The organism is Clostridium sp. AF27-5AA (genome assembly GCF_003478415.1).
Taxonomy (GTDB): domain Bacteria; phylum Bacillota; class Clostridia; order Lachnospirales; family Lachnospiraceae; genus Otoolea; species Otoolea fessa.
Genome location: NZ_QUFH01000004.1, coordinates 445 through 26,382 on the forward strand (window position 1 = coordinate 445; position 25,938 = coordinate 26,382).

Annotated in this window: 25 protein-coding genes; 3 read left to right on the plus strand and 22 right to left on the minus strand. The window is 48.4% G+C overall.

The annotated features are described in order from the left end of the window. From DWY89_RS05465 to ileS, 11 genes are all read right to left on the minus strand, one after another. On the minus strand, positions 1 to 225 hold a 225-nt coding region (locus DWY89_RS05465), incomplete at its 3' end, for a transposase (RefSeq protein ID WP_243022751.1). Between the two features lie 163 nt (positions 226 to 388). Further along, complete coding sequence (locus DWY89_RS05470) at positions 389 to 1,000, minus strand: manganese catalase family protein (RefSeq protein ID WP_117795208.1); 612 nt, start codon at positions 998 to 1,000, stop codon at positions 389 to 391. Between the two features lie 3 nt (positions 1,001 to 1,003). Continuing rightward, positions 1,004 to 1,258, minus strand: coding sequence for a spore coat protein CotJB (locus DWY89_RS05475; RefSeq protein WP_022360123.1), 255 nt, complete (start codon positions 1,256 to 1,258; stop codon positions 1,004 to 1,006). Then, entirely contained in the window at positions 1,258 to 1,656 is a 399-nt protein-coding gene (locus tag DWY89_RS05480; protein ID WP_243022752.1) for a spore coat associated protein CotJA, read from the minus strand. The genes DWY89_RS05475 and DWY89_RS05480 overlap by 1 nt, the downstream gene beginning before the upstream one ends. A gap of 92 nt (positions 1,657 to 1,748) precedes the next feature. Further along, on the minus strand, positions 1,749 to 2,144 hold the full coding sequence (locus DWY89_RS05485) for a CBS domain-containing protein (RefSeq protein WP_022360124.1): 396 nt from the start codon (positions 2,142 to 2,144) through the stop codon (positions 1,749 to 1,751). A gap of 204 nt (positions 2,145 to 2,348) precedes the next feature. Further along, positions 2,349 to 2,939, minus strand: coding sequence for a lactate utilization protein (locus DWY89_RS05490; RefSeq protein ID WP_118467519.1), 591 nt, complete (start codon positions 2,937 to 2,939; stop codon positions 2,349 to 2,351). Between the two features lie 310 nt (positions 2,940 to 3,249). Further along, a complete protein-coding gene (locus DWY89_RS05495) occupies positions 3,250 to 4,017 on the minus strand; it encodes a M23 family metallopeptidase (protein WP_118491203.1) in 768 nt (255 codons plus the stop codon). Positions 4,018 to 4,057: 40 nt separating this feature from the next. Then, on the minus strand, positions 4,058 to 5,050 hold the full coding sequence (locus tag DWY89_RS05500) for a SpoIID/LytB domain-containing protein (protein WP_118523786.1): 993 nt from the start codon (positions 5,048 to 5,050) through the stop codon (positions 4,058 to 4,060). A gap of 214 nt (positions 5,051 to 5,264) precedes the next feature. Further along, positions 5,265 to 5,789 (minus strand): hypothetical protein, encoded by a 525-nt coding sequence (locus DWY89_RS05505; RefSeq protein WP_118524472.1) that lies wholly within the window; start codon positions 5,787 to 5,789, stop codon positions 5,265 to 5,267. A 27-nt stretch (positions 5,790 to 5,816) separates the two neighbouring features. Next, entirely contained in the window at positions 5,817 to 8,285 is a 2,469-nt protein-coding gene (locus DWY89_RS05510) for a glycogen/starch/alpha-glucan phosphorylase (RefSeq protein WP_118523784.1), read from the minus strand. 46 nt (positions 8,286 to 8,331) lie between these two features. Continuing rightward, positions 8,332 to 11,520 (minus strand): isoleucine--tRNA ligase, encoded by a 3,189-nt coding sequence (gene ileS / locus DWY89_RS05515; protein ID WP_022360130.1) that lies wholly within the window; start codon positions 11,518 to 11,520, stop codon positions 8,332 to 8,334. A 610-nt stretch (positions 11,521 to 12,130) separates the two neighbouring features. On the opposite strand from ileS, the gene DWY89_RS05520 reads away from it, so the two are divergent. Continuing rightward, positions 12,131 to 13,594: a nicotinate phosphoribosyltransferase gene (locus DWY89_RS05520; RefSeq protein WP_118524473.1), complete on the plus strand. Its 1,464-nt coding sequence runs from the start codon at positions 12,131 to 12,133 to the stop codon at positions 13,592 to 13,594. A gap of 264 nt (positions 13,595 to 13,858) precedes the next feature. On the opposite strand, the gene DWY89_RS05525 is transcribed toward DWY89_RS05520, so the two are convergent. The 6 genes from DWY89_RS05525 to DWY89_RS05550 all read right to left on the minus strand — a co-directional run bounded on the left by DWY89_RS05525 (position 13,859) and on the right by DWY89_RS05550 (position 19,093). Beyond that, on the minus strand, positions 13,859 to 14,587 hold the full coding sequence (locus DWY89_RS05525; RefSeq protein ID WP_022360132.1) for a YebC/PmpR family DNA-binding transcriptional regulator: 729 nt from the start codon (positions 14,585 to 14,587) through the stop codon (positions 13,859 to 13,861). Between the two features lie 143 nt (positions 14,588 to 14,730). Beyond that, on the minus strand, positions 14,731 to 15,078 hold the full coding sequence (locus DWY89_RS05530) for a type II toxin-antitoxin system PemK/MazF family toxin (protein ID WP_022360133.1): 348 nt from the start codon (positions 15,076 to 15,078) through the stop codon (positions 14,731 to 14,733). Between the two features lie 215 nt (positions 15,079 to 15,293). After that, entirely contained in the window at positions 15,294 to 16,499 is a 1,206-nt protein-coding gene (gene alr / locus DWY89_RS05535; protein WP_243022754.1) for an alanine racemase, read from the minus strand. 22 nt (positions 16,500 to 16,521) lie between these two features. After that, positions 16,522 to 18,036 carry an NAD(P)H-hydrate dehydratase gene (locus tag DWY89_RS05540; protein ID WP_118524474.1) on the minus strand — a complete coding sequence of 505 codons (1,515 nt, stop codon included), beginning with the start codon at positions 18,034 to 18,036 and terminating at the stop codon, positions 16,522 to 16,524. Beyond that, on the minus strand, positions 18,033 to 18,401 hold the full coding sequence (acpS, locus tag DWY89_RS05545) for a holo-ACP synthase (protein WP_106999698.1): 369 nt from the start codon (positions 18,399 to 18,401) through the stop codon (positions 18,033 to 18,035). Before acpS ends, DWY89_RS05540 begins: the two co-directional genes overlap by 4 nt. Next, positions 18,398 to 19,093, minus strand: coding sequence for a redox-sensing transcriptional repressor Rex (locus DWY89_RS05550; RefSeq protein WP_106999697.1), 696 nt, complete (start codon positions 19,091 to 19,093; stop codon positions 18,398 to 18,400). The genes acpS and DWY89_RS05550 overlap by 4 nt, the downstream gene beginning before the upstream one ends. A gap of 273 nt (positions 19,094 to 19,366) precedes the next feature. Here DWY89_RS05550 and abc-f point away from each other — a divergent pair, with 273 nt between their 5' ends. After that, complete coding sequence (abc-f, locus tag DWY89_RS05555; RefSeq protein WP_118524475.1) at positions 19,367 to 21,427, plus strand: ribosomal protection-like ABC-F family protein; 2,061 nt, start codon at positions 19,367 to 19,369, stop codon at positions 21,425 to 21,427. 90 nt (positions 21,428 to 21,517) lie between these two features. Here the strand turns inward: abc-f and DWY89_RS05560 are convergent, their stop codons facing one another. Further along, complete coding sequence (locus tag DWY89_RS05560) at positions 21,518 to 22,810, minus strand: N-acetylmuramoyl-L-alanine amidase family protein (RefSeq protein ID WP_118524476.1); 1,293 nt, start codon at positions 22,808 to 22,810, stop codon at positions 21,518 to 21,520. A 247-nt stretch (positions 22,811 to 23,057) separates the two neighbouring features. Here DWY89_RS05560 and DWY89_RS05565 point away from each other — a divergent pair, with 247 nt between their 5' ends. After that, entirely contained in the window at positions 23,058 to 23,255 is a 198-nt protein-coding gene (locus tag DWY89_RS05565) for a hypothetical protein (RefSeq protein ID WP_022359311.1), read from the plus strand. Between the two features lie 104 nt (positions 23,256 to 23,359). On the opposite strand, the gene DWY89_RS05570 is transcribed toward DWY89_RS05565, so the two are convergent. The 4 genes from DWY89_RS05570 to DWY89_RS05585 all read right to left on the minus strand — a co-directional run bounded on the left by DWY89_RS05570 (position 23,360) and on the right by DWY89_RS05585 (position 25,608). Further along, positions 23,360 to 23,650 carry a type I restriction-modification enzyme R subunit C-terminal domain-containing protein gene (locus DWY89_RS05570; protein WP_118523781.1) on the minus strand — a complete coding sequence of 97 codons (291 nt, stop codon included), beginning with the start codon at positions 23,648 to 23,650 and terminating at the stop codon, positions 23,360 to 23,362. Next, entirely contained in the window at positions 23,574 to 23,822 is a 249-nt protein-coding gene (locus DWY89_RS05575) for a hypothetical protein (protein ID WP_243022774.1), read from the minus strand. Before DWY89_RS05575 ends, DWY89_RS05570 begins: the two co-directional genes overlap by 77 nt. Positions 23,823 to 23,834: 12 nt before the next feature. Further along, positions 23,835 to 24,209, minus strand: coding sequence for an MmcQ/YjbR family DNA-binding protein (locus DWY89_RS05580; protein WP_107001522.1), 375 nt, complete (start codon positions 24,207 to 24,209; stop codon positions 23,835 to 23,837). A gap of 124 nt (positions 24,210 to 24,333) precedes the next feature. Further along, a complete protein-coding gene (locus tag DWY89_RS05585) occupies positions 24,334 to 25,608 on the minus strand; it encodes a PD-(D/E)XK nuclease family protein (RefSeq protein ID WP_118523780.1) in 1,275 nt (424 codons plus the stop codon). Between the last annotated feature and the right edge of the window lie 330 nt (positions 25,609 to 25,938).

Here is a 25,938-nt window from a genome sequence, read left to right on the forward strand (position 1 = left end):
CAGAATCTTAAATTTGTATTCCTCCGCAAGTCCATACAACATTTTTTTACATTCTGCGTCTATCCCATTTTTCAGAACCTGTTTTCGATATTTCGTGCACCAGACAAGATGATATTGCAAAGAATACACATATCCTCTACCATATGAAAGTGTATTTCTCTTAATAGTAAATATATCTTTTTCCATGTTTATATTATACCATATGCCTCCGCATTTAGCAAACACTAGTTCTGTATCTTGATAAAAAATTTGGCACACCTAACTCATCACTACTACAATATACTTATGGGTAATCCCCTTACATCCAGTAAGGATTTATCCGTACTCGGTGCTGGTTTGAAAACCTCCGTAAAGAATGAATTTGACATTGTTTACGGAGGTTTTTGTTTTATCCCTTCGCTTTCACTTTATCAAACTCTGGGTTAAACGTATAGAAATTACGACTGCTCAGGTGATCCTGTACATTTCTTAAAGCTTCACCAAACCGCTGAAAATGTACAATCTCGCGCTCGCGCAGAAAACGGATCGGATCGCACACTTCCGGATCTTTGACCACGCGGAGAATATTGTCGTAAGTTGTGCGGGCTTTCTGCTCTGCTGCCATATCCTCATATAAATCCGTGATCGCATCGCCCTTCGACTGGAACTCGCACGCATTGAACGGGATTCCGCCTGCTGCCTGCGGCCAGATTGCCGTGGTGTGGTCGATATAGTATGGTCCGAACCCGGATGACTCGATCTGTGCCGGAGTAAGGTTGCGCGTGAGCTGCTGGACAATGGCGGCAATCATCTCCATATGGGCGAGTTCCTCGGTTCCGATGTCGGTCAGAAGTCCTTTCTGCATCTTATAAGGCATCGTATACCGCTGGGACAGGTAGCGCATAGAGGCTCCGATTTCGCCGTCAGGACCGCCATACTGGCTCATTATATATTGCGCGATCTTCGGATTCGGCGTCTTGATATTGACTGGATATTGTAATCTTTTTTCATATCTCCACATACGCTACACCTCCCCTTCCCACGGCCAGCGCTCTGTAAGCCAGGACCATGTGCATGCATCGTCCGCATCCTCGATCGTGAGCGGTCCAAACGATGCCTCATACGCTTTAACAGCTTCTTTCCGAAGTGCCACCACATACCGGTAATAATTCAGCGCATTCCTGTCATCCGGGTGGGTGTCCAGATAGAGAATCACATCATCCATTGCAAAGCTGGCATCATCAATCCGTTTCATCAATTTTCTGGCAGTCTCATTCATCAGCAGGCACCTCCCATCATAAACGGCAGATCCAGATCCGGAAAAATAGTTCCCCGCCTGAATGCGGTTTCCAGCGCATACGGCTGCTGCCAGGACTGAACCGGTACATATCCCATGCCGACCGGATAATTTCCGCCTCCCAGAAATGTCTGCGGCGGCCTGTTTCCTCCTGTCTGCGGATACGGGCGGGCAGGTCGGATTTCTGACCCCTGCGGGCAAAATGCCCCATTTTCCAAAACAGGATGCACCGAACCAGCACAAGGTATTTCCGGCGGACAGGTTGGCGGTGCAGTATTTATGCAGCGATTGCCAGAAATGCCTGCCACCGGGCATGACATAAGAGGCATTCCCGAACGGCAGGCATTTTTCCGGCTGGAGTTATCCTGATAACCATTCATATTTCATTCTCCTACAAAAGCAGTTATACTTTATCTTATGCAGGAAATATATAAATGCGATCGCCGCTGAAAAACAGAGCGATCATTATGTACTATTTTTTACAAAGGTAACTGATAACATCTTTTCTGGTAATAATACCGATAAAATTTTTCTGATCATCCAGCACCGGCACGAAATTCTGGTTCATGATCTTTCCCAGAAGATCTTCCATATCCGCATTGACAAGTACCGGCTGATTATCGGAACGGCGTGGAATCTCAGTGATCCGCACTTTTTCCAGTCCTTTCTGCACCAGATCTGTCTTATTTTTGAGTCCCCACAGCAGATCGCCCTCGGTTAATGTTCCTGCGTAACGCCCTGCCTTCGTGATGATCGGCACCGCAGAATACTTGTACTTTTCCATCGTATCCATTGCCTGCCCAACCGTGTCCTCCTCATTCACATAAATGACTTCACTTTTCGGTGTCAGAAAAAATAATATATTCATGGTTTACCTGTTCTCCTTTCATCTTTCCCCATACGTCCCCCATACGTATCTGTAGATTTTGTATATTTTCGTTCAAATCTGCCTTCGTTCTTCTTGATTATACCAAATCCGTCCAAAAAAGATATAAAGAAATCCTTATTTTTCCATCAAATTTTTCTATAATCGGTACTGTTCATACCCGTGACCAGTAACTATATTCCGCTCCTAATAACCCATCTCCTCATCCACAAACACAACCTCTACTTCCATCCCATTGCTCGGACGCTCCAGGATCACGATCGAATGGCAAATCCGTGCCGGGCTGTTGCAGTCTACGCAAACGCCCGTTTTCGCACACGGGGTCTGGACCTGCAGACGGGCTGCGTTCTTCGGTGCTGCGATCTGTTTTGCACGTTCCATCGCAGATGTCAAATCCGGACAGACTTTATTGTTTCCAATGACAAAATATACTTTTTCCGGTCCGAATAAGGTCTGCGACACGCGGTTTCCGGTTCCATCGATATTGACCAGTTCTCCGGTTTTGGAAACACCATTGGCGCTGGTTATGTACACCTCGGCACTTCTCGCTTCCATAAGCGTCTCGCGCCCTGCCTTTTTCCAGTGCCAGATCACCTCATTTTTCTCGGAAAGTGCTTCATAAAGTCCCATCTCCTGTGCCGTCACGCTTCCGCCTATCGCAACTTTTTTCCCGGAAATCTGATCTTTCAGATAGTCCAACGCAGCCTCCTTTGTATCAAAGAAACTCGTTTTAAATCCGTGACGTTCAAAATTATTCTTCAACAATTCCTGTTCCATCTTTGTCCTCCTTATTAAATCGTTCAATTTATAGTAACTTTTATTTATAACCTACATTGACAGCCTTTGATCTTTGAAAATATTCATACTTTACCTATAGTATATCAAATATTGGCAGAAAAACAAGGCAGAGCAAATTAGCTGCCCGCCTTGCTTCAAATCAACAAAATTCCCTGTCTTCATGTTTTCATACAGCAGCTTTCTGTTTCAAAACCACCTGTCACAAAACACAAACTTATCCCTTCATTTCCAATTTCTGCCACAGCCAGAACCAGACTGCAAGGCGCATCATAAACAGCATTTCAGCCTATCATTCCAGATAATCCAGTGCATCCACCGGTTCTCCGTCGTGCATCAGCTCGAAATATACGTTATTTCCCTCAATCGAATAGTATTTGGTCGGCTCTGCCACATATCCGAGCGTCGTATCTTTTGCCACATACTGCTTCTGCGCCACCTGAACGTCTTTGAGCTGTCCACAGACTGCCGTGTAGCCGCTTCCCAGATCCAGCACAACATAATTGCCGATCTCCTCATTGGAACCGACTTCGGTTACCTGCGCCTCGGCGGGTGCGGCGACCGGTTCACTCACATCGCCCTGGATAATGAGCGCCGGATTGCATTTGTATTGATCGAGCGTCGGAAAATAGATGGTCGAATCCATGCTGTAATCGAGAATTACATTGCCCTGGACCGGCCAGCTTAAGCGATCGGTTCCATTGTAGGAAAGTGCGCGTGCGGCAGCTGCTCCGGCTCCCAGACTGCTCTCTTTTTCCTCCTCCATCGGCTTCTGATCGGCTTCATCCCGGTTATTGACCGAATACGAGGCATCCGAACTTCCTGCCACCTGTGCGCGTGTTTCCGCCTGTCCGTCGTTTTCTTCTAAACGGTTCTGCGGCATCTCTTCCGCCAGGATTCCCTCCGTCTGCGGCACATCCAGATACGGATTTCTTCCATCCTGCGCATTATCTTTTCGAATTTTTACGGTTCCTGCTGCGGCTACGATTGTCAGCAGACCAAGCACTGTCATTACCAGAACAAGTTTGTCCCTGAATAACTGTCTTACTTTATTTTTCACGTTTATCACCTCGGTATTAGTCTTGCCGAAGTGAATCGTTTTATTCAGAAACGATTTGAATATTTTTAAAATAATGCTTTAAAATTTCTTCCGCGCTACTCCCATTCTCCGCCATGAGTCCCGCCCCGTACTGCGACAACCCGTAACCATGCCCGCGCCCATAAGTAACACAGCGGATTTCGTCCCCGTCTTCCTCGAGGGAAAAAGCTGGCGACGGCACGCCTAACGCATAGCGCACCGCGTCCCCGCTGTACGTCTCCGCCCCAATCTGCACTGTTTCCACATAACCGGCGCTGTCCCGTTTCACGATCTGAATCTCCTCCAGAATCCGATCTTCTTCCAGATTTTCCAGATCCGGGTGTTCTCCCAATGCATTCAGTCCTTCTTCCAGACGTTTTTTCAGTTCTTCCCGTGTCATGCCCTGCCGCGTCAGGTAGCCGCCAGCGCCCTCATCCTCCTTTGCCGCAACCGACGCCAGATACGGATGCGCCTCATCCCCTTCGCGCGTCCGCCCCGCACTCACTGCATGAAACAGCGGCTCAATATAATTCCCATCCCATATCGCCGTCTGTCCTGCGCTCTCCCGCACCGCCCCACAGATCGCCTGGTAATATTCCGGCATTCCAGCCGCCTCAAACCGGCTCTCGATCTGCTCCGGCTCCAGATAATCCATATCTAACGCCGATTCCTCGATCGAATCTGCCCCGTCCATCTCCCGGTACAGCGCCGTCCGCGCCAGAATTGCCTGCGCCTTGACTGCCTCCTTCGGATAGCCGTCCGGAATCTGCACTGCAGTCAGACCGATCAGATATTCTTCCAGTGGGACAGCATACCCGGTTCCGTTGTTGCGGCCGACATCCTCCCGATCCAGAAGGATCTGCCGATCATCCGTCTGACTTCCCCCTCCAGATGTTCTATCTGAATTTCCTCCGATTTTTCCTCCATCCGCCCCCTGCACACGCCCGGAAACTGCCAGTGTTGTGATATATGGGATCAAAAAAGCCGCCAGTACGGCGGCAGTTCTCTTCTTCATTTCGGTTCTCCTGTTTTGACTGTTCCAGTACGGTTTCACGCATTTTCTGTTTTGCCATACCAGTAAACTTATGGTTTCAATGCCTTACAAACCTGCTTCTTTTCTCTGCCTTCCTTATCTTATGACAGGCACTCAAAAAATATCACAAGTCTACGCTCCGGCTTTTCCTCCGCCGCCCTTTGCAGTCTCTTCCAGTTTCCCCTCTATCATTCTTTTACTCCCCCAGCGTCACACCATCCAGCAGCCAGCGGAACCATCCCTTTTTCTTCATCACCACAGTTCCATGAAAGTCCATCGTCTTCTCCGGTGCCAGCACCTCATCGCCTTTTTCCAGACAGAAACGCACCGAAACCGTGTAGTCATACGTCCGCGCCTTCTTCTCCCGCCCCATCTCGCTCAGCTGACAGTTAGTCACATACACGCGTTCCACCGGTGTGGAAAACTGCGATAATAAAAGAACATACGGAAGCCCCGTCTGCTCCAGCGCCTCACATCCAGCCTCGGTTGCCGTCTTTCCATACTCTTTCGCGTAGATCGCCGTCAGACCGTCCTGATACACCTCATCCAGATCAAACGCCCGGTTCGCCGTATAAAGCGAATAGATTTCCTTTTTCGCCTGCTGATAGGCGCTGTTTTTATAAGAAGCAAACAAAAACAGCGAAATGATAAAAAAGAGGGAAGCACCCACAAGAGGAACCGAAAATCCTTGTGTCCCCGGTCTTTTTCTGTATCCTCTCATAGTGTGTCCTCCCTCTTTTTACTCCTTTTACAGTGCCTTTACATCATCATCGTCCACATGGATCTTCTCCAGATGCCAGATGTCGCGCACATACTCCTCGATGGTACGGTCAGAGGAGAATTTACCAGCGCTTGCTGTGTTGAGCATGGCTGCTCTCGCCCACCAGTTCTCGTCACGATAAGCTGCCTCGACGCGTTTCTGTGCTTCCGCATAGGAACGGAAATCTTTCAGGATGAAGTAGGTATCTGCCTTGGCACTGTTCTTTGTATTTAACAGAGAATTGTAAATATCGCGGAACAGCTCCGGATCCTGCGGTGAATAGTAGCCGTTGATGAGCTGCATCAGCACGCGGCGGATATCCTGGTCGGTGTTGAAGATCTCCTCCGGGTTGTAACCGCCGTTGTTCTCATAATTGATAACCTCGTCAGCGCTCAGACCGAAGATAAATGCGTTCTCCTTGCCTACCTCCTCGACGATCTCCACGTTCGCACCATCCATCGTGCCCAGCGTCAGCGCACCGTTCAGCATGAACTTCATGTTGCCGGTACCGGACGCCTCCTTGCTGGCGGTGGAAATCTGCTCGCTGACATCCGCTGCCGCAAAAATCAATTCTGCGTTGGAAACGCGGTAATCTTCGATAAACACAACCTTCAGCTTACCATTGATGGATTTATCATTGTTGATAACATCTGCTACGGAGTTAATCAGTTTGATCGTCTTCTTGGCAATCTGGTAACCTGCCGCTGCTTTCGCACCAAAGATAAAGGTTCTCGGAACCATATCCATGTTTGGATTGTCTTTGAGCTGGTTATACAGGTACATTACATGAAGGATATTTAAAAGCTGTCTCTTGTACTCATGGAGACGTTTTACCTGTACATCGAAAATGGAACGCGGATCAATGTCGATGCCGTTGTGCTCCTTGATGTATTTTGCCAGGCGCAGTTTATTCTGGTACTTGATGTTCATAAATTCCTGCTGGAATTTCGGATCATCGACGTATACTTTTAATTTTGCCAGGTGCGGAAGATCGGTAATCCACTCGTCGCCAATCTGCTCCGTGATCCAGTCTGCCAGAAGCGGATTGCCATGCAGCAGGAAACGACGCTGGGTGATACCGTTTGTCTTATTGTTAAATTTCTCCGGCATCATCTCGTAGAAATCTTTCAGCTCCTGATTTTTCAGAATCTCGGTGTGAAGTTTTGCCACACCGTTGACGGAATATCCGGCTACGATCGCCAGATGCGCCATCTTGACCTGACCGTCAAAGATGATCGCCATCTTTTTAACTTTCTCGTAGTTATTCGGGTACTTATTCTGTACCTCGATCAGAAAACGGCGGTTGATCTCTTCCACAATCTGGTATACACGCGGAAGCAGGCGGGAGAACAGCTCGATCGGCCATTTTTCCAGCGCCTCTGCCATGATAGTGTGGTTGGTGTATGCACAACATTTTGTTGTGATACCCCACGCTTCATCCCAGTTTAAGCCTTCCTGATCCAGGAGCAGGCGCATCAGCTCAGCAACTGCCACGGTCGGATGCGTATCGTTCATCTGGAATACGATCTTCTCCGGCAGTTTGTGAATATCATCGTTTGTCTCTTTGAATTTCTTCAGAGCAACCTGTAAACTGGCAGAAATGAAGAAATACTGCTGTTTAAGACGCAGCTCTTTACCCGCATAGTGGTTGTCGTTCGGATAAAGGACCTCAACCAGGTTCTTCGCCAGATTCTCCTGCTCGACCGCCTTCTGGTAATCACCCTTGTCAAATGCAGAAAGGCTGAACGTGTCGATCGGCTGTGCATCCCAGATACGCAGGGTGTTGACTACGTTGTTGCCGTAGCCGACAATCGGCATATCATACGGAACTGCCAGAACAGACTGATAACCTTCCTGTACAAAATGGTTGCGCTCACCGTCCCACTCGGTCTTGACATAACCGCCAAATTTAACCTCGGTCGCATAATCCGGGCGGCGAAGCTCGAACGGATAACCGTTTTTCAGCCACTCATCCGGCACCTCCACCTGGTAGCCGTCTTTAATTTTCTGCTTGAACATACCGTAATGGTAACGGATGCCGCAGCCGTAAGCCGGATAACCAAGAGTTGCCAGGGAATCCAGAAAACATGCTGCCAGACGCCCCAGACCGCCGTTTCCAAGTGCCGGATCCGGCTCCTGATCCTCAATCGCATTGAGGTCAAAACCCAGCTCTTCCAGTGCTTCCTTCACTGCTTTTTTCGCACCCAGGTTGATGATATTGTTACCAAGCGCACGTCCCATCAGAAACTCCATAGAAAGGTAATATACCTTCTTTGCGCCTGTCTCGTCAAACTGCTTCTGGGTTGCAATCCAGTCGTCGATAATCACATCCTTGATCGCATAGGACACAGCCTGGAATATCTGCTGCGGTGTCGCCTCGTCGATCGTTCTGCGGTACTGGTTCTTTACATTTTCGATAACACTCTTTTTAAACTCTTCTTTGCTGATCTCGCGCATCCTGTCCTCCTAATATTCGTAGTATCACAGTTTCCCGTCAGACACATCAGTCAGTCGTTTTTTCAACACCAAACATACCTTTTTCGCCATTGATATCCCACTCTTTTGTGTATCCGCCCATGGTGCCAATCAGGATATTATCAGCCAGAACCTCTTTCTTGATTTCCTCTGTATGGTTCTTTAAAATTTCTGCAAGTTTATCATTTCCGTCCTGGAAGACGTTGATATGGTTCATTACCTCAAAACCGGCTTCCTTACGCATCGTCTGAATCTTACTGATGATCTCACGGACAAAGCCCTCTTCGATGAGTTCCGGTGTCAGATTAGTATCCAGAACAACGGTAACGAAATTGTCGCCCTCAGATACAAAGCCCGGTACCTGTGCCATATCAATCAGAAGATCTTCTTTTGCCAGCTCTACCTTTGTACCGTCCTGCGTCTCAAAGCTTAAAAGGTCGGTTTCATTTAAGGTATCCATCGCCTGATTTCCGTCCAGACCTGCAAGAATCTCTTTGATCTCGTTTACATACTTGCCATACTTGCGTCCAACGGTACGAAGCTGTGGCTTGAAGCTGTAGGAGGTAAATGCACGGACATCATCCGTGAACTCTACCTTCTTCACATTCAGCTCATCCTGGATGATTTCCTGATAGAACTCCGGCAGAGCGGTCTCTGCCTTCACGAACATACGTCCGATCGGCTGACGGTTCTTGATGTTAGCAGTATTTCTTGCTGCACGACCCAGAACGACAACCTTCAGGACTTCTTCCATTTTCGCTTCCAGATCCTTGTCGATGTGCGCCTCATTTGCAACCGGGAAGTCGCACAGATGGATGCTCTCCGGTGCCTCTTTATCCAGACTGCGAACCAGATTCTGGTAAATATCTTCGGTCATGAACGGAATCATCGGAGCCGCTACCTTCGCTACGGTTACCAGTGCAGTGTAGAGTGTCATGTATGCATTGATCTTATCCTGCTCCATGCCCTTCGCCCAGAAACGCTCACGGCTTCTTCTGACATACCAGTTACTCATATCATCGACGAAATCCTGAAGCGCTCTTGCAGCCTCCGGGATGCGGTAGTTGCCCAGATCGTCGTCCACCTCTTTGATGAGGCTGTTTAACTTGGACAGCAGCCATTTGTCCATAACTGGAAGTTTATCATATTCCAGCGTATATTTGGTTGCGTCAAAATTATCAATATTCGCATAGAGTACAAAGAATGCATAGGTATTCCAGAGAGTACCCATGAAACGTCTCTGTCCCTCGATAACGGCTTTTCCGTGGAAACGGTTCGGCAGCCACGGTGCACTGTTAATGTAGAAATACCAGCGGATCGCGTCAGCGCCGTAAGTCTGCAGTGCATCGAACGGGTCAACCGCGTTGCCCTTGGACTTACTCATCTTCTGTCCGTTCTCATCCTGGACATGCCCCAGAACGATAACATTCTTGTACGGCGCCTTGTTAAAGATCAGGGTCGAGATAGCTAACAGGGAGTAGAACCATCCACGCGTCTGATCAACCGCCTCGGAGATGAAATCTGCCGGGAACTGCTGCTCAAACAGTTCTTTATTTTCAAATGGATAATGATGCTGTGCAAATGGCATGGAACCGGAATCAAACCAGCAGTCGATAACCTCCGGTACACGGTGCATCTGTTTGCCGCACTTCGGGCAGGTGATCGTCACATCATCGATGAATGGGCGGTGAAGCTCAACCTCTCCATTTGCCTCCTGATCCATCTCTTTTGCATATTTTTTCACAACGTCCGTGTAGTTCGGGCTCATAGATTTTAATTCTGCCTGGCTTCCGATCGCGTGCTGACAGCCGCACTCGCACTCCCAGATATTTAATGGAGTACCCCAGTAACGGTTACGGCTCACGCCCCAGTCCTGGACATTCTCCAGCCAGTCGCCGAAACGCCCTTTACCGATGCTCTCCGGAATCCAGTTGATCGTGTTGTTGTTGCGGATCAGGTCATCCTTGACTGCGGTCATCTTGATGAACCAGGATTCACGTGCATAGTAGATAAGTGGTGTATCGCAGCGCCAGCAGTGCGGGTAGCTATGCTCAAATACCGGTGCAGAGAACAGAAGTCCGCTTTCTCTTAATGCTTTCAGAACCTCCGGATCGGCTTTCTTGCAGAACATACCAGCCCACGGAGTCTCCTTCGTCATCTCGCCCTTGCCGTCTACCAACTGTACGAACGGAAGGTCATATTTTCTGCCGACCTTGGAGTCATCCTCACCAAATGCCGGCGCGATGTGTACGACACCGGTACCATCGGTCAGTGTTACATAATTATCGCAGACAATGTAGAATGCTTTCTTATGCTGTTTTTCACAGGTTGCTACGGCATAGTCAAATAATGGCTCATACTCTTTATATTCCAGATCTTTTCCGACAAAGGTTTCCAGGACGTCGTAAGTGCCCTCGCCCAGAACGGTATCACACAGCGCCTGCGCCATATAATAAACCGTGCCATCCTCTTTCATTTTTACCTTTACATATGTCTCGTCCGGATTTACACAGAGCGCCACGTTGGACGGAAGTGTCCACGGGGTGGTCGTCCATGCAAGAATGTATGCATCTTCGCCCTTTACCGGGAATTTAGCAATCGCAGAACGCTCTTTGACGTCCTTATATCCCTGTGCCACCTCATGGCTGGACAGCGGGGTGCCGCAGCGCGGGCAGTACGGTACGATCTTGAAGCCCTTATAAAGAAGTCCCTTGTTCCAGATTTCTTTTAATGCCCACCACTCAGACTCAATGAAGCTGTTGTGGTAGGTAACATACGGATGCTCCATGTCTGCCCAGAAACCAACGGTGTTGGAGAATTTTTCCCACATTCCTTTGTATTTCCAGACACTCTCTTTACAGTGCTCGATGAACGGTTCCAGACCATACTGCTCAATCTGCTCCTTGCCGTCCAGTCCCAGCATCTTCTCTACTTCCAGCTCAACCGGAAGACCGTGGGTATCCCATCCAGCCTTTCTCGGAACCATGTAGCCCTTCATCGCGCGGTATCTCGGAATCATATCCTTGATAACACGGGTCAGCACGTGTCCGATGTGCGGCTTGCCGTTTGCGGTAGGCGGTCCGTCATAGAATGTATAGGTCGGTCCCTGCTTACGGCTGTCGATACTCTTCTTAAAAATCTGCTCATCTTCCCAGAACTTCTCAATGTTCTTTTCACGTTCCACGAAATTCATGTTTGCCGGAACTTTGTTGTACATGATAAATTCCTCCTAAAAATATGAAATAAAGTTTTTATTTCATAGAATGTCTTTTTCTATGAAATAAAAATGGACCCATCCTGTAACAGGACAAGGGCCCACTTGCTTTTAACCACCTATTACTGCATACCTTTATATGCGCTCCCTATAACGGAGGAAACCGTCGGTACTTACTGAATTTTCCTTCCGGGCGCTGTCAGAAACGGCGCTCAGACTTCCAAAAATGGTTCAGCCCGAAGCTCCGGAGTGATCTTCGCATCCGCTTTACTCACAGCAGGCTCTCACCGTCCCTGCCTCGCTCCCGCTTTCCGTGCGGCGCTACTGTCTCCATCATTGCTTTTCCTATCGTAATTAGTAATCAAATCACTAACATGGACATTGTATCTTTTTTCCAGATGGTTGTCAAGGAATGTTTCGGATATGATTCACATGTTATAAAATTATCATTATTTTGCCATTCCCCTGATTTTATGGTATAGTATATAAAATATGTCTGTATTTACTTTAAAAAACAGACACAGACATTCATTGCAAATATAAACAATGAAGTATACTATATATAAAAAGAAGGGCGTGCCCGCAGCCGTCTTTCGCAACAAAGGAGAATATTATGGAGCCAAGAAACCTTACCCTATTGACCGACCTGTATGAACTGACGATGATGCAGGGCTATTTCCGGGAGAAAGATGCCAACGAAACCGTCATTTTTGATGCGTTCTACCGCACAAACCCGGATGGAAATGCGTTTTCCATCTGCGCCGGCTTAGAGCAGGTCATTGACTATGTGAAAAATCTTCACTTCGATGATGCCGACATCGAATACTTACGCGGACTCGGCATTTTTGATGAAGATTTCCTCGAATATCTTCACAATTTCAAATTTTCGGGTGACATCTACGCAATCCCGGAAGGCACTGTTGTCTTTCCGCGTGAGCCCCTCGTCAAGGTCATCGCGCCGATCATGGAAGCACAGCTGGTTGAGACTGCCATCTTAAATATCATCAACCACCAGAGCCTGATCGCGACCAAAACCTCCCGTATCGTCTTCGCCGCACGCGGGGACGGAATCATGGAGTTTGGGCTTCGCCGCGCGCAGGGTGCTGACGCCGGTACCTATGGCGCCCGCGCTGCCATGATCGCCGGCTGTATCGGCACTTCCAATGTACTGGCCGGAAAACTATTTGACGTTCCGGTCAAGGGAACCCACGCACACAGCTGGATCATGAGTTTCCCGGATGAGCTGACTGCGTTCCGCGCTTATGCAAAGCTCTATCCGAGTGCCTGCATCCTGTTAGCCGATACCTATGATACCCTGGGTTCCGGTGTTCCGAACGCGATCCGCGTCTTCCAGGAGATGCGCGACGCCGGTATCCCGCTGACTTTCTACGGCATCCGCCTCGACAGCGGCGACCTTGCATATATTTCCAAGAAAGCCCGCAAGATGCTGGATGACGCCGGATTCCCGGATGCAGTCATCTCCGCCTCCAACGATCTGGATGAATACCTGATCGACAGCCTGAAGATTCAGGGCGCTGCCATCACGTCCTGGGGTGTCGGCACAAACCTCATCACCTCCAAGGACTGCCCTTCCTTCGGCGGCGTTTATAAGCTGGCTGCCATCAAGGACCGTCACACAGGCAAATTTATCCCGAAGATCAAGCTTTCGGAAAATACAGAAAAGGTTACCAATCCGGGCAACAAGACCATCCAGCGAATCTATGACAAGGAGACTGGCAAGATTATCGCAGATCTGATCTGTCTCGTGGATGAAGAGTTCGATGAGAAGAATTCCCTTCTGCTCTTCGATCCGATCGAGACATGGAAAAAGACACACCTCGCGCCGGGCACCTACACCATGCGCGAACTTCTCGTTCCAATCTTCAAAAACGGCAAATGCGTTTACGAGTCTCCAAAGGTTATGGACATCCGCGAATACTGCAAGAAAGAACAGGAGACGCTGTGGGATGAGTCCCGCCGTCTGGTAAACCCGCATGAGATTCATGTGGATCTCTCCAACGAGCTGTGGCATATGAAGGCACAGCTGTTAGACAGCTATCATTATACAAGCAACTAGTAGATAAAATACGAGTAAATACCATGTTCAGGCAAGTTTATTGCTGCCGGACATGGTATTTTTTTCTTTAATGCTTCCATAAAATTTGCAAAATAAAAACGAATGTGTCTCCAAGGAAATTCCTATTACACAAAAACTGCCGCCAAATACATCCGGCTGCCAGCCCTCTTCTTTGAAAAGTCCAGCCCGCCATTGTATTCCAGCGACAGTTTTTATATGAATCGTATCTTTATTTTTTTAAATCTATATCAAATATGATATCAATTACTCATCCCAGTTATGGTAAGTAGCCTGTACGTCATCATCCTCATCCAGAAGATCCAGGATTCTCTGCATCTTTTTGATGGATTCCTCATCGGTAAGCTCTACCCAGTTCTGCGGAATCATGGTAACGTCTGCTTCCATCATCGGAACGCCAGCCTTCTCCAGCGCCTCGCGGACTGCAGAGAAATCTTCCGGTGCGGTGATCACTTCGTAGCTGTCCTCCTCCTCAGAGAAATCCTCAGCTCCTGCATCCAGTGCAAGCATCATCAGCTCATCCGGATCCATCTCGCACTCTTCTTTGTCGATGATGATCTGACCTTTTTTATCAAACATAAAGGACACGCTGCCCGGAGTACCTACGTTTCCGCCGCCCTTGGTAAATGCGCTGCGGACATTCGCTGCGGTACGGTTCTTGTTGTCGGTCAGGGTATCTACGATGATAGCGACGCCATTCGGACCATATCCCTCATATGTAAGATTCTCGTAATTGACAGAGTTTGCATCTCCGGCTGCTTTCTTGATACCGCGATCGATGGTATCGTTCGGCATATTGTTCGCTTTTGCTTTTGCAATCACATCACGCAGACGGCTGTTGTTTGCCGGATCCGAACCGCCTTCCTTAACAGCTACGGCAATCTCACGACCGATAACGGTAAAGATTTTTCCCTTTGCTGCGTCGTTTCTCTCTTTTTTGTGCTTAATATTGGCGAACTTTGAATGTCCTGACATAAAATAACACTCCTCTTTCTATCTTCTTTGTTGTATCTTTTCGCTCATCAGCTTTTATATCACGCCGATTTCGGCACTAAAAAGCTGCATCTTAACTATTTTAACACCATTCTGTATGCTTGACAAGGGGTTCGCGGCTGATTTTATGTATCCAGTTCCAGACTGACCTTCAGCGCACGGTCCACTTCCTGTAAAAGCGCCCCGTCGATATGACAGATTTTCTCTTTCAGCCGCTGCTTATCGATCGTACGGAGTTGTTCCAGTAAAATGACCGAATCCCTCACCATCGCACAGCGGCGCGTATTTAATTCCACATGCGTCGGCAGCTTGGCTTTGTTCATCTTTGATGTGATCGCCGCGCAGATCACGGTCGGGCTGTGCTTGTTGCCGATATCATTCTGGATGACCAGCACCGGGCGGACGCCGCCCTGCTCTGAGCCGATGACCGGTCTTAAATCTGCGTAATAAATATCTCCTCGTCTGATAACCACTCGATTCACACTCCGTCCAAACTATTTTAAGATATAAATAACTGCTTTGTACTTTCACAGCTCCACAGTCCGTTTATACCGTTAGTATGGACAGATTTACACCGCCTATACGCGGGTCGTCCCATAAATGCATCCGGCAGTCCAGGTTCCCGGCTTTGCCGAAGCTATCTACTTTATCTTATGAATCCTTTTTCTAAATGGTTCAAACGCCGGCTTTACTCCATAAAATCCTCATACCGATCATCATTATAATCCTTTTTCCCGACGATCTTTCCACCTCTCACGTACACGCGCGGCACACGTTTTCCAAGCACGCATGGGATCTCATAGTGGAAACCGCCACTCCATTCCGCCAGCTCTTCCATCGTGATCTCGTCGTCCCCGTCGCGTCCGACCAGCGTTACCCGCGTGTCCTCAGCAGCCTCCGGGATATCGGTCACATCGATCATGCACTGATCCATGCAGACGCGTCCCAGAATCGGTGCGCGGTGTCCATGAATCAGGACATAACCCTTTCCAGAGAGATTTCTCGGATAGCCATCGCCGTATCCGGCGCCAATCGTCGCGATCCGCATCGGACGATCCGTCACAAAGGTTCCGCCGTAGCTGATCGGCGTGCCCGGCTCCACTTCCTTAACATAAGTAATAAAGCTGCGGATCTCCATCGCCGGGTAAATCTTCATGTTTCGCTCTACCTCATCCGACGGATACAGACCGTATACCGTGATACCGGCTCTCGCCGCATCCAGTCCCATCCGCGGCAGTTCCATGATCGCCGCGCTGTTCGCACAGTGGCACATCGGAATATGAACGCCTGCATTTTCCAGACCTTCATGGAATTTCTGGTACCGCTCATACTGTAAATGGGTAAATGCCTTATCCGCCTCGTCAGCACGCGCAAAATGTGTAAACATTCCCTCGATCTCAATGCCCGGAAGCTTTGCAATCCGCTCTATCTCTTTCAGGCTATTTTCATCCGGGTGAAATCCGATTCGTCCCATGCCGGTATCGAGCGCAATATGCATTTTCGCCGTCTTTCCCATCGAAACCGCAAGTTTTGAGAGCAGCTCTGCCTTGTCTTCCTCAAAGATCGCTGGACGGATATCGCCCTCAATCAATTCCGCAAAATGGCGCGGGTGCGTGCTGCCAAGCACCAGAATCGGTTTGTCAATGCCGTGGCGGCGCAGGTTCTGTCCTTCCTCCAAGGTTGCCACCGCATAGCCCCAGACAAACGGCGCGATCGTCTTCGCCACCGGGACAGCCCCGTGACCGTAACCATCCGTCTTAACCACGCCGATCATCTTCGTTTTTGCCGGAAGATTTTCGCGCATCGCCTCCATATTTTTCACAATCGCATCCAGGTCAATCCGCGCATAAATCCGGGTATATGGTTCTTCTGCCATTGTATATGCTTTTTCCATCTTTTTGTCTTCCTTTTTATTTTCAATCTATCTTTTCAAGCAGACAGTCCGCGATATCTCTTGCCAGCACGGAATGCTCTCCCTTTTTACAGGCAGCTGCCGCCCCGGCTCTTCCGTGCAGGAACACGCCGAGCGCCGCCGCTTCATCCTCTGAAAATCCCAGCGCCAGAAGCCCGGCAATCACACCGGTCAGCACATCGCCGGAACCGCCCTTTGCCATCGCGGCGCAGCCGCTGTCGCCGATATACACATTGCCATCGCGCCCCGCCGTCACCGTCACGGCATCCTTGAGCACGCAGGTCACGCCTTTTTCTTCGCCATACCGCACCGCTGACTCGACCAGATCCCGTTTCAGATCCTCAATCGAGCGTCCCGTCAGACGCGCCATCTCTCCCAGATGCGGAGTAACGATCACATTTTCCGTAAAATACCCGGACAAATGCGGATGCTGTGCGACAGCATTTAATCCATCCGCATCCACAATGATCGGCACATAGGCGGAAAGCAGCACGTTCTGCACCAGACTTGCGACATGGGCTTCCTTTCCCAGTCCCGGTCCCAGCACGATCGCGCTCGCCCAGCCGCACTCCTGTTCCACCAGACTCTTAAAACCTGCCGGATCCGTCTGTGCCTGTTCCGGATCATACGGCGTCAGGATCGCCTCTGGAAGGAGATTTTGCAGAATCGGCACATTTGCCCGGACGGTCAGGATCTTCACAAGTCCCGCGCCCATCCGGTACGCAGCCAGGGCGCTCAAATACGCTGCGCCGCACATCCCCTCCGAACCGGCTGCGATCAGGATTTTTCCATACGTTCCCTTGTTGGCGTCTGCCCGCCGTTTCGGGATCTGGTTCTGATCCTCCGGATCATAGGCAAAATAGGTATGCCCTTCATATTTTGTATACGCCGGAAACCCGATGTCGGCAATCACAATCTCGCCGCACAGCTTCCGTCCCGGATAGAACACCATTCCCAGCTTTTCATAGCCGAAAGTAACGGTCAGATCCGCCTCAGCTGCCTCGCCAAGCGCCGCCCCCGTCTCTGAGCTGACGCCGGACGGAATATCAACCGCAACTACCGCCTTTGGCTCCTGCTCCCGCATAAAACGGATCGCCTCGGCAAATTCACCGCCGACCTCTCTGGAAAGACCCACACCAAAGATCGCATCCACCATGATCTCCACATGCCCCGGCACATAATTTTCAAACGCCTCCACCGGGATCCCCAGATTCCGGTCAATCGCCACCTGGCAGGTCATCTCCCCCGTCCAGTGCGCCTTGTCACCGACCGTGAGAACCGTCGGAAGCGCGCCGCGCAGAAAGAGAATCCTAGCCAGCGCCGCGCCGTCCGCACCGTTATTGCCCGTTCCGCAAAATACCAGAAGCCTCTGCCCTGAAAGCTTCCCATACCGTTTTTCCATCTCGTCTGCAACCGCCAGCGCCGCTCGCTCCATCAGTACCAGAGAGGGTATCCCCACTTTCCGGATTGCATATCCATCTATCTCTTTCATCTGTTTTCCTGTCACCAGACGTCTCATTTCCATTCCCCCTCTCCGACTGCGTAAGCGGATGCAAGACTGCCTGTATTCGTGATCGACACGTGAATCCGGGTGATTTTCAGGCTGTCCGCAAGTTTCTTCGCTCCCCCGTGAAGCTGCACCCACGGTTTTCCAAACTCGTCCCGGAGCACTTCTATATCCAGCAGTCCAAAGCCCCGAAAGCCTGTTCCAAACACCTTCGAGACTGCCTCTTTTACCGCAAAATCGCCGGCGAGCCGGGACGCATTTCCCCCAGCCTGCCGACGCTCTTCTTCTGTATATACACGCACCAAAAAAGCCTCTTTTTCACAGGCTTTTTTGATTCGCTCTATCTCTACCAGATCCGTACCAATTCCGACGATCATTTTATTTCTCCGGCACCAGCTGCCTCTTCCTGCTTTCTCTGCGCTTCTTCTCTCGCTTTCTGATCCTGCATACTGCATACGCGGTAAGAAAGGCGCATCAGGCTCTCCGACAGATGGACATTTTCCACCACAACGTCATCTGGAACCTGTAAATCTGTATGGGCAAAATTCCAGATCGCCTTGATTCCGGCTTTGACAAGCCGATCCGCAATCTCCGGTGCTTTCGACTTCGGAATCGTCAGCGCTGCGATCTGCACTTCATTGTCCTTGATAAACTGTTCCAGATCCTCAATACCGCGGATCTCCACTCCACGGACTACCAGGCCGACCAGACGCGGATTCACATCAAACATGCCTTTGATTAAAAAACCACGCCGCTCAAAATTTGTATAATTCGCGATCGCCTGACCCAGATTTCCCGCACCGATAATAATTAGGTTATGCTGACGGTCAATTCCCAGAATCCGGGCAATCTCCGAATATAAATACTTTACATTATAACCATATCCCTGCTGACCAAATCCGCCGAAATTGTTCAGATCCTGACGAATCTGGGACGCTGTCACCTTCATGCGGATACTCAAATCATTCGATGAGATTCTCTCTACTCCCTCCTCGAGCAATTCGCCCAAGTAACGATAGTATCTGGGTAGCCTAGAAATGACCGCTTTAGATATCTCTTTCTGTTCCACGGCTTTCTTCCACCTTTCTTTCCTATAACGTTGTCCATATGGTTTACGCAAACCTTCGGACAATCTGATAAATTTATTATAGTCATATGATAAATAATTGTCAATTTTTTTATTTCATATGAGGGATTTTACATTGTATTTCGCAAAATTTTCTGACCAGAAACAGCCATTAACCGTTCTCATTCTTGCATTGCTTCTTTATTTATATTATAATTTAAGATTGACGGTATATTTTTTAACCGAAATACATGGATACAACCACAGGAGGAATCTATGATTTTATCTTGCAGCAATATTTCAAAAGCATTCGGTACGGAGGAAATCCTCAAACACGTATCGTTTCATGTAGAAGATCACGAAAAAGCCGCCATCGTCGGCATCAACGGAGCCGGTAAATCGACTCTTTTAAAAATAATTGTCGGAGAACTCGCAGCGGACGAGGGCTCCGTGACCATCGCCAAGGGCAAAACCCTCGGTTACCTGGCACAGCACCAGGATCTGCACAGCCAGACCACCATTTATGACTCTCTTCTGGAGGTCAAACGTCCGATTCTGGAAATGGAACAGCAGATCCGCACGCTGGAACTCCAGATGAAGCACGCCGAGGGCGAAAAGCTCGAGACGATGCTCAACACTTACAGCCGCTTAAACCATGAATTTGAACTTTTAAACGGCTACGCATGGCAGAGCGAGATCACCGGTGTCTTAAAGGGACTCGGCTTTGTCGAGGAAGAATTTTCCAAACCGGTTTCCGAACTTTCAGGCGGTCAGAAAACGCGCGTCTCCCTCGGTAAGCTCCTGCTCTCCAAACCGGACATCATCCTTTTGGACGAGCCGACCAACCACCTCGACATGGAATCCATCGCGTGGCTGGAAACCTATCTGATGAACTACGCCGGGACGGTCATCATCGTCGCCCACGACCGCTATTTTCTGGACCGCGTCGTGACCAAGATCGTCGAGCTGGACGGCGGCATCGCCACCTCTTTCCAGGGCAATTACACCGCCTACAGCGAGAAAAAAGCGATCATCCGCGCCGGTGTGCTCAAGGCTTACCTAAACCAACAGCAGGAGATCCGTCATCAGGAGGAGGTTATCACCAAACTCAAATCCTTTAACCGTGAGAAATCCATCAAGCGCGCCGAGAGCCGTGAAAAAATGCTTTCCAAGATGGATCTTCTGGAAAAACCAACCGAAATCAACGACGCGATGCACATTACACTGGAACCGTGCGTCACCAGCGGAAATGACGTTCTCTCCGTCCGTGAGCTTGCCAAGAGTTTCGACGGCATGACACTCTTCACGGATCTGAACTTTGAGATAAAACGCGGCGAGCGCATCGCCATCATCGGCAACAACGGAACCGGCAAGACCACAATTCTCAAGATGATCAACGGTCTTCTGACCCCGGACAACGGCGAGATCCGGTTAGGTTCCAAGGTGCATATCGGTTACTACGATCAGGAACACCAGGTTCTGCACATGGACAAGACGCTCTTTGACGAGCTGCAGGACACCTACCCGGATATGAACAACACGCAGATCCGAAATGTGCTGGCGGCATTTCTCTTCACCGGCGACGATGTCTTTAAGCGCATCCGCGATCTGAGCGGCGGCGAACGCGGACGTGTTTCCCTGGCGAAGCTGATGCTCTCGGAGGCGAACTTCCTGATCCTCGATGAGCCGACCAACCATCTGGATATCGCCTCGAAGGAGATTCTGGAAAACGCGCTGGTTCATTATACCGGAACCGTTCTCTACGTCTCCCATGACCGATATTTCATCAACAAAACTGCGACCCGGATTCTCGATCTGACGATGGGAACACTGATTAATTATATTGGAAACTACGATTATTATCTGGAAAAGAAGGAGACGCAGGAGAAAGCCTATCTGGCTTCCGCCGCACAGGCAGCCAACCGCTCTGCAAAATCTTCCGGAGCCGGAAACACAGGGACTTCCAGCCATCTGACCGCTGCGGCAGGCGCAAATCCGACTGCTCTTTCCGGAAATGGCACTGGTACCTCTGCTGCTTCGTCCGCTTCTGCCGTGACCGCTGCAGTTCAAGCGGCAGCCAGCGCTTCCTCCGGCAAATTGGACTGGAAACAGCAGAAGGAAGAACAGACGCGGCTTCGTAAGAAACAGAATGAATTGAAACGCGTCGAGGAAGAAATCCACACCCTTGAAACCCGCGATCAGGAGATCGATGCGCTTCTCTGCGATGAGACTGTCTTTTCCGATGTTCCGCGTTTGATGGAACTGAATAAAGAGAAGGAAGAACTGAATGCAAAGTTAGAGGGATTGTATGAGAAGTGGGAGGAATTGGCAGAGTAGTGGTTACTGTTCACGCATACGTGCCCAGTAACGGAATTTGCCGCGGCTTTGCATTTACATACGGCAAATTCCTGCTGCCGCCACGTTTTCTTACGGCACTTCCGATGCCGGACCACTCTTAGCCTTTAAAGATTCATCCCCGGCCGGTCCGGCTCCGCTTCCGGCAAATTCCGGATCAGAGTTCATCTCGACTCCTTCGGCTTCGTCTGGTTTTTGTCCTTCCTGCCAGAATCCTAACTTTACGACATATTTGTATAATTCCGGACTGTTTTTTCGGATGTCAGCTCGGACATCTTTGTCACAGCAGGCGGCGAAAAAGCTGCCGAACTGCATCTCCGGCTTATCGTCAAAGTAGGATGGAAGCGGCTGCACCAGTCCACTGCCAGCCAGATACCGCTCGAAATCCGTCAGGGCACGTGAGGTTTCTTCGTCGCTTAGTTCCGACGCAGCGAACTCGCCGAATGCCATCGCAAGTCCCTGCGGTTTAGAAAATTTGATTTTCTTGTAATGCACATCTGTATCATAATTGACAAAATAGATACCCTGCTCTGTTTTCGGCGCTGAGAAGTATGCCTTATCTGTGTAGTACATCAGCTCCCAGCCTGATTCTGCAAATCGTTTGATCCACTCTCTTGGCACGCCTGCCAGTTCTTTCGTAATCTGTTCTTTTTCACTGTCCGACGGACGCCGTTTTCCCATCAAACGCACATCATGCGTCCGGTCGCGCAGTCCATTTGCATCGTAGTAGTTGAGTTCCACGTACTGATCCGCCGCCATCTGACCATTGTCAAAGAAATAATATTTATGCCCGTTTACCATCCGGTTTCCGCCGCTGAACATAACACATTTGGAATCAAACCAATACCAGGCATTTCCTGCCTGATACCAGCCGGTCGTCAGTGCCCCATCCTCGTTTGCATGATACCACTGATCCGTCTCTTCCTCATAAATCCAGCCAGTCATCATCGCGCCGCTCTCGGCGAAATAATAACGGTTTGTGCCAATTTTCCGGAGTCCCCGCTGCATATAGCTGCTTTTTCCCAGATAATACCAGTGACCATTTGATTTCAGCCAGGACGCTTTCAAAAAGCTGCCATCCGTCAGGCGATACTGCCAGTCCTCGCCGTCTCCGACCCACTCGCCCTCATACAGATACATTTCTTTATTTTTAAAACCAGCCGCGCCACTTTCTGCCGCCGATGCCTCTGTCTCCGTTATATCATTGACATTATTTTCGGTACTGAACCGGTAAACCTGATTTTCTTCCTTGCCCTGCGCCGGGGTGTCCGCAGACGCATCATTACCTGCCGCCAGCGCTGTCCCACAAACAAACAGGGATACTAAAAAGGATGCTGCCCACATAAATTTTTTCTTCCAATTCATCGTGTGCCTCCCCTTTCTTGTTCATAATTAAGCAAAAAACTGTGAACAGTTGCCACATCTCTTCTTATTTTACCGCACCGCAAATGAAAAGTATAGAAAAAAATTCTTACATCCTTTATAATAATAAAATAAAAGACAGTTCATCAAAGACAGCAATATCCAATCTGCCTTTGAAACAATATAAAAATGATTACAAATTCCAATCACTCTTTTTTATAGAGTTATAAAATTAGAAAGGATACCATATATGAAATCAAAACGCATTTTGGCGCTGACGGGTGCTGTTATCCTAATCGCTCTCTACGTCTCTTCCATCATCTTCGCCCTGATGGACAGTCCACTGGCAGAAAATCTGCTGCTGGCATCGCTGTTCTGCACGATCGTTATACCGGCGGTGCTCTATGGGTATGCGGTGGCACTGCGATATTTTAAAAAGAAAAAATAACGTTCAAAAAGCAAACGACTGTCTATTTCTAACACAATACGCAGTCGTTCGCTTCTTTCACTCTTCTATACTGACTGCCTCCGCAGTCTCCTGTCATTTTTTCATCATCCCGCCACTGTAACCGCATTCTCCCGGACATCATTAATCGCTTTCATAAGCGCTGTTCTCGTTCTCACATCAAACAGCTTTAAAAAACTAATTGGCTTATCAAACGGAGGCTTCTGCAAAACAGCCACATTCTCCATATACCCATTCTGCTCCATATGATTAATAATCTTATGAACAAAATTGATCTGCCGTTGGTTCAATGACTGATCGTTAATAAACTCTGAAAATACCACTGACCGGACGCTGTGGAGAAGTCTTATCATCCCAGAAATACGTTTCAAATCCATTCGTCGTAAACATCATCGGTCTGCGGCCAAACTTCCGCTCTAAACAGTCCGCATACAGCATAACCTGTTTCCGGCCAATATTCGGATCCTTGCTGGTGTGCTTCGCTTCCATCACCGCTGGCGCAAATAATGCATATTCTTTTGTATTCTTTAAAAATTCAAAGTTTGACATAAGATCCCCCCCCTATTTGGAAGTATTCTTCTTTTTCTTTGGCGCTGTCAGCTCATAGCTTAACGCAAGTAAATTTTTAATCGGCTCATCCAGCCCCGCATCCCCCAGCAAAACACTGATCCACTTCTCCTTGTTCATATGGTATGCCGGAAAATATCCTTTCTGCCCCCGCAAAGAACCTATCAGCATCGGATCACTCTTTAGATTTATAACATCTATGATATTATCATCCTCCAGCCCCAGCTTACTCCCTGCAACACTCAAAATCACGCCATACCATTTATCATTATCCGCCCGACGCAGCACTGCGTTCGAATCCTTCCACGGATATTCCGCTTCCGTGCCATATTCCTGTTTTACCCATTGAAATAATTCTTCTCTTGTCATTTTGGTGAAACGCCTCGCTTTCGGTTTCAAGGTAGAATATATTTGTTATTTGCAATGTTTGTGTTTGTGTAAATGTGTTTTTATAGTGCGACATGATATTCTGTTTAAGCGACAATTTATCCTTTTACAAAAGCCACCCCAAAAGCTCTCTCTCGAACACCGCCAACGCCCGCTTCACATACTCCCTCCGCGCCGTTTCATCCACAAGTGAAACCGCACACGGATTCATCTGCTTAAAATCCGGCACTTCTGCCTCTTCGCAGTAGCGTTTTCCGTTCGGATAACACCAGGCAAACCACCAGTCCTCCGGCAGAATTATTTCCTTTTTGAGATATCTGGATGCCTCCTGCTTAAGCTCATCGGTTATATCATCTACCTGATAGCCTTTCGAAAAGCCATCCTTGGAGCTGGCTTCTTTATCAAACAGGCAAAATCCCGCAAACAAATTATGTTCTACCTCAATCCGAAACCAGAGTTCCAGACCCGCTTTTTGAAATTTTGCCTTTTTTACCACATAATTCAATCCAGGATAGGTGCTGTAACAATCATAAAATTTATCATGCTGTGAATCCTGATAGGAATAATATCCACTATCCTTTTCTAATTTCAAACCATATTTTTCTAAAATTGGCTGCATCTGCTGCTGAAATTCTTCAAACACCTGGCGAATCAGCCGCATCTTTGCCTTTTTCATTGATTTTTCAATCTCAATTCCGGCAAGAAATTTTTCCGGCGATTCGTACAATGCCTCAATCACTTTATCTGCCACTTTCTTCTCTCTTTCATCCGCTATGCTATGTACCGCATCCAAATATTGCTCCATCACTGCCCGAAATGGCTCTTTTAAATTTTGCAATTCACCTTCTAGCCACCGATAGATATCTTCTGCCCATGAAATACACTGGATTTGCCCTAATGGTAATAAATTTCCTCCGCCTTTCTTCTTCCGGCTGTACTCAGATGGCGGAGTTCCAAAACGGGTTAGATATATCAATCGGGAATTTTGTGCCATCTCAAAGTAATCCGAACACTGTCCTTCCTGTTCCCCCGCATAGATTTTTACCTCGATCGGAATCTGATACTCCGCATTCCGTATGAAAATATCAATTCTTCTCTCTTTATCAATCGGGTACTCTTTGACTACCTCCGTATGCAATAGCAATGTATCGCTTACCGGATCCATTTTCAACACATCTCGGATAAACGATTTCAGGAACCGGATTCCGCAGCCATGCATTCCCTCTGGATTCAGCAGATCGGTCAAAAAACGGCACATGATCACTTCACGGCTCTGTATCTCTAATACATCAAAAATGTTGTAAGCTGATAATTTCTTATGAAATGGTACGTTTTTACAGTTTGTATGAATTTGCGATAGTAAATCTCTATATGCTTCCATTTTTCATTCTCTGGCGATTCCCGTTTGTCTCACTTTTCATTTATAAAACGATTTCTTTTTATCTATCATACCATAAAAAACACGGTTCTCACAGACTCTATCCAAGGCATCCCTCCAACTTTCTTCACACCAAATCATACCTTATCCTGAATTATTCCCTCTTCAAAAAATCAATGACAATTACGAAAAAATCGTCCTTTCCTTGAATCCCAGAATGGACTCTTCCTATGATGGCATAAAATCTAAAAATTTAATTGACTGGCTGATTTCAGAATAAACTTTAAAAAGAATGTGCCTTTTTGTGTAATAGAGAATTCCAAGGAATTTCCT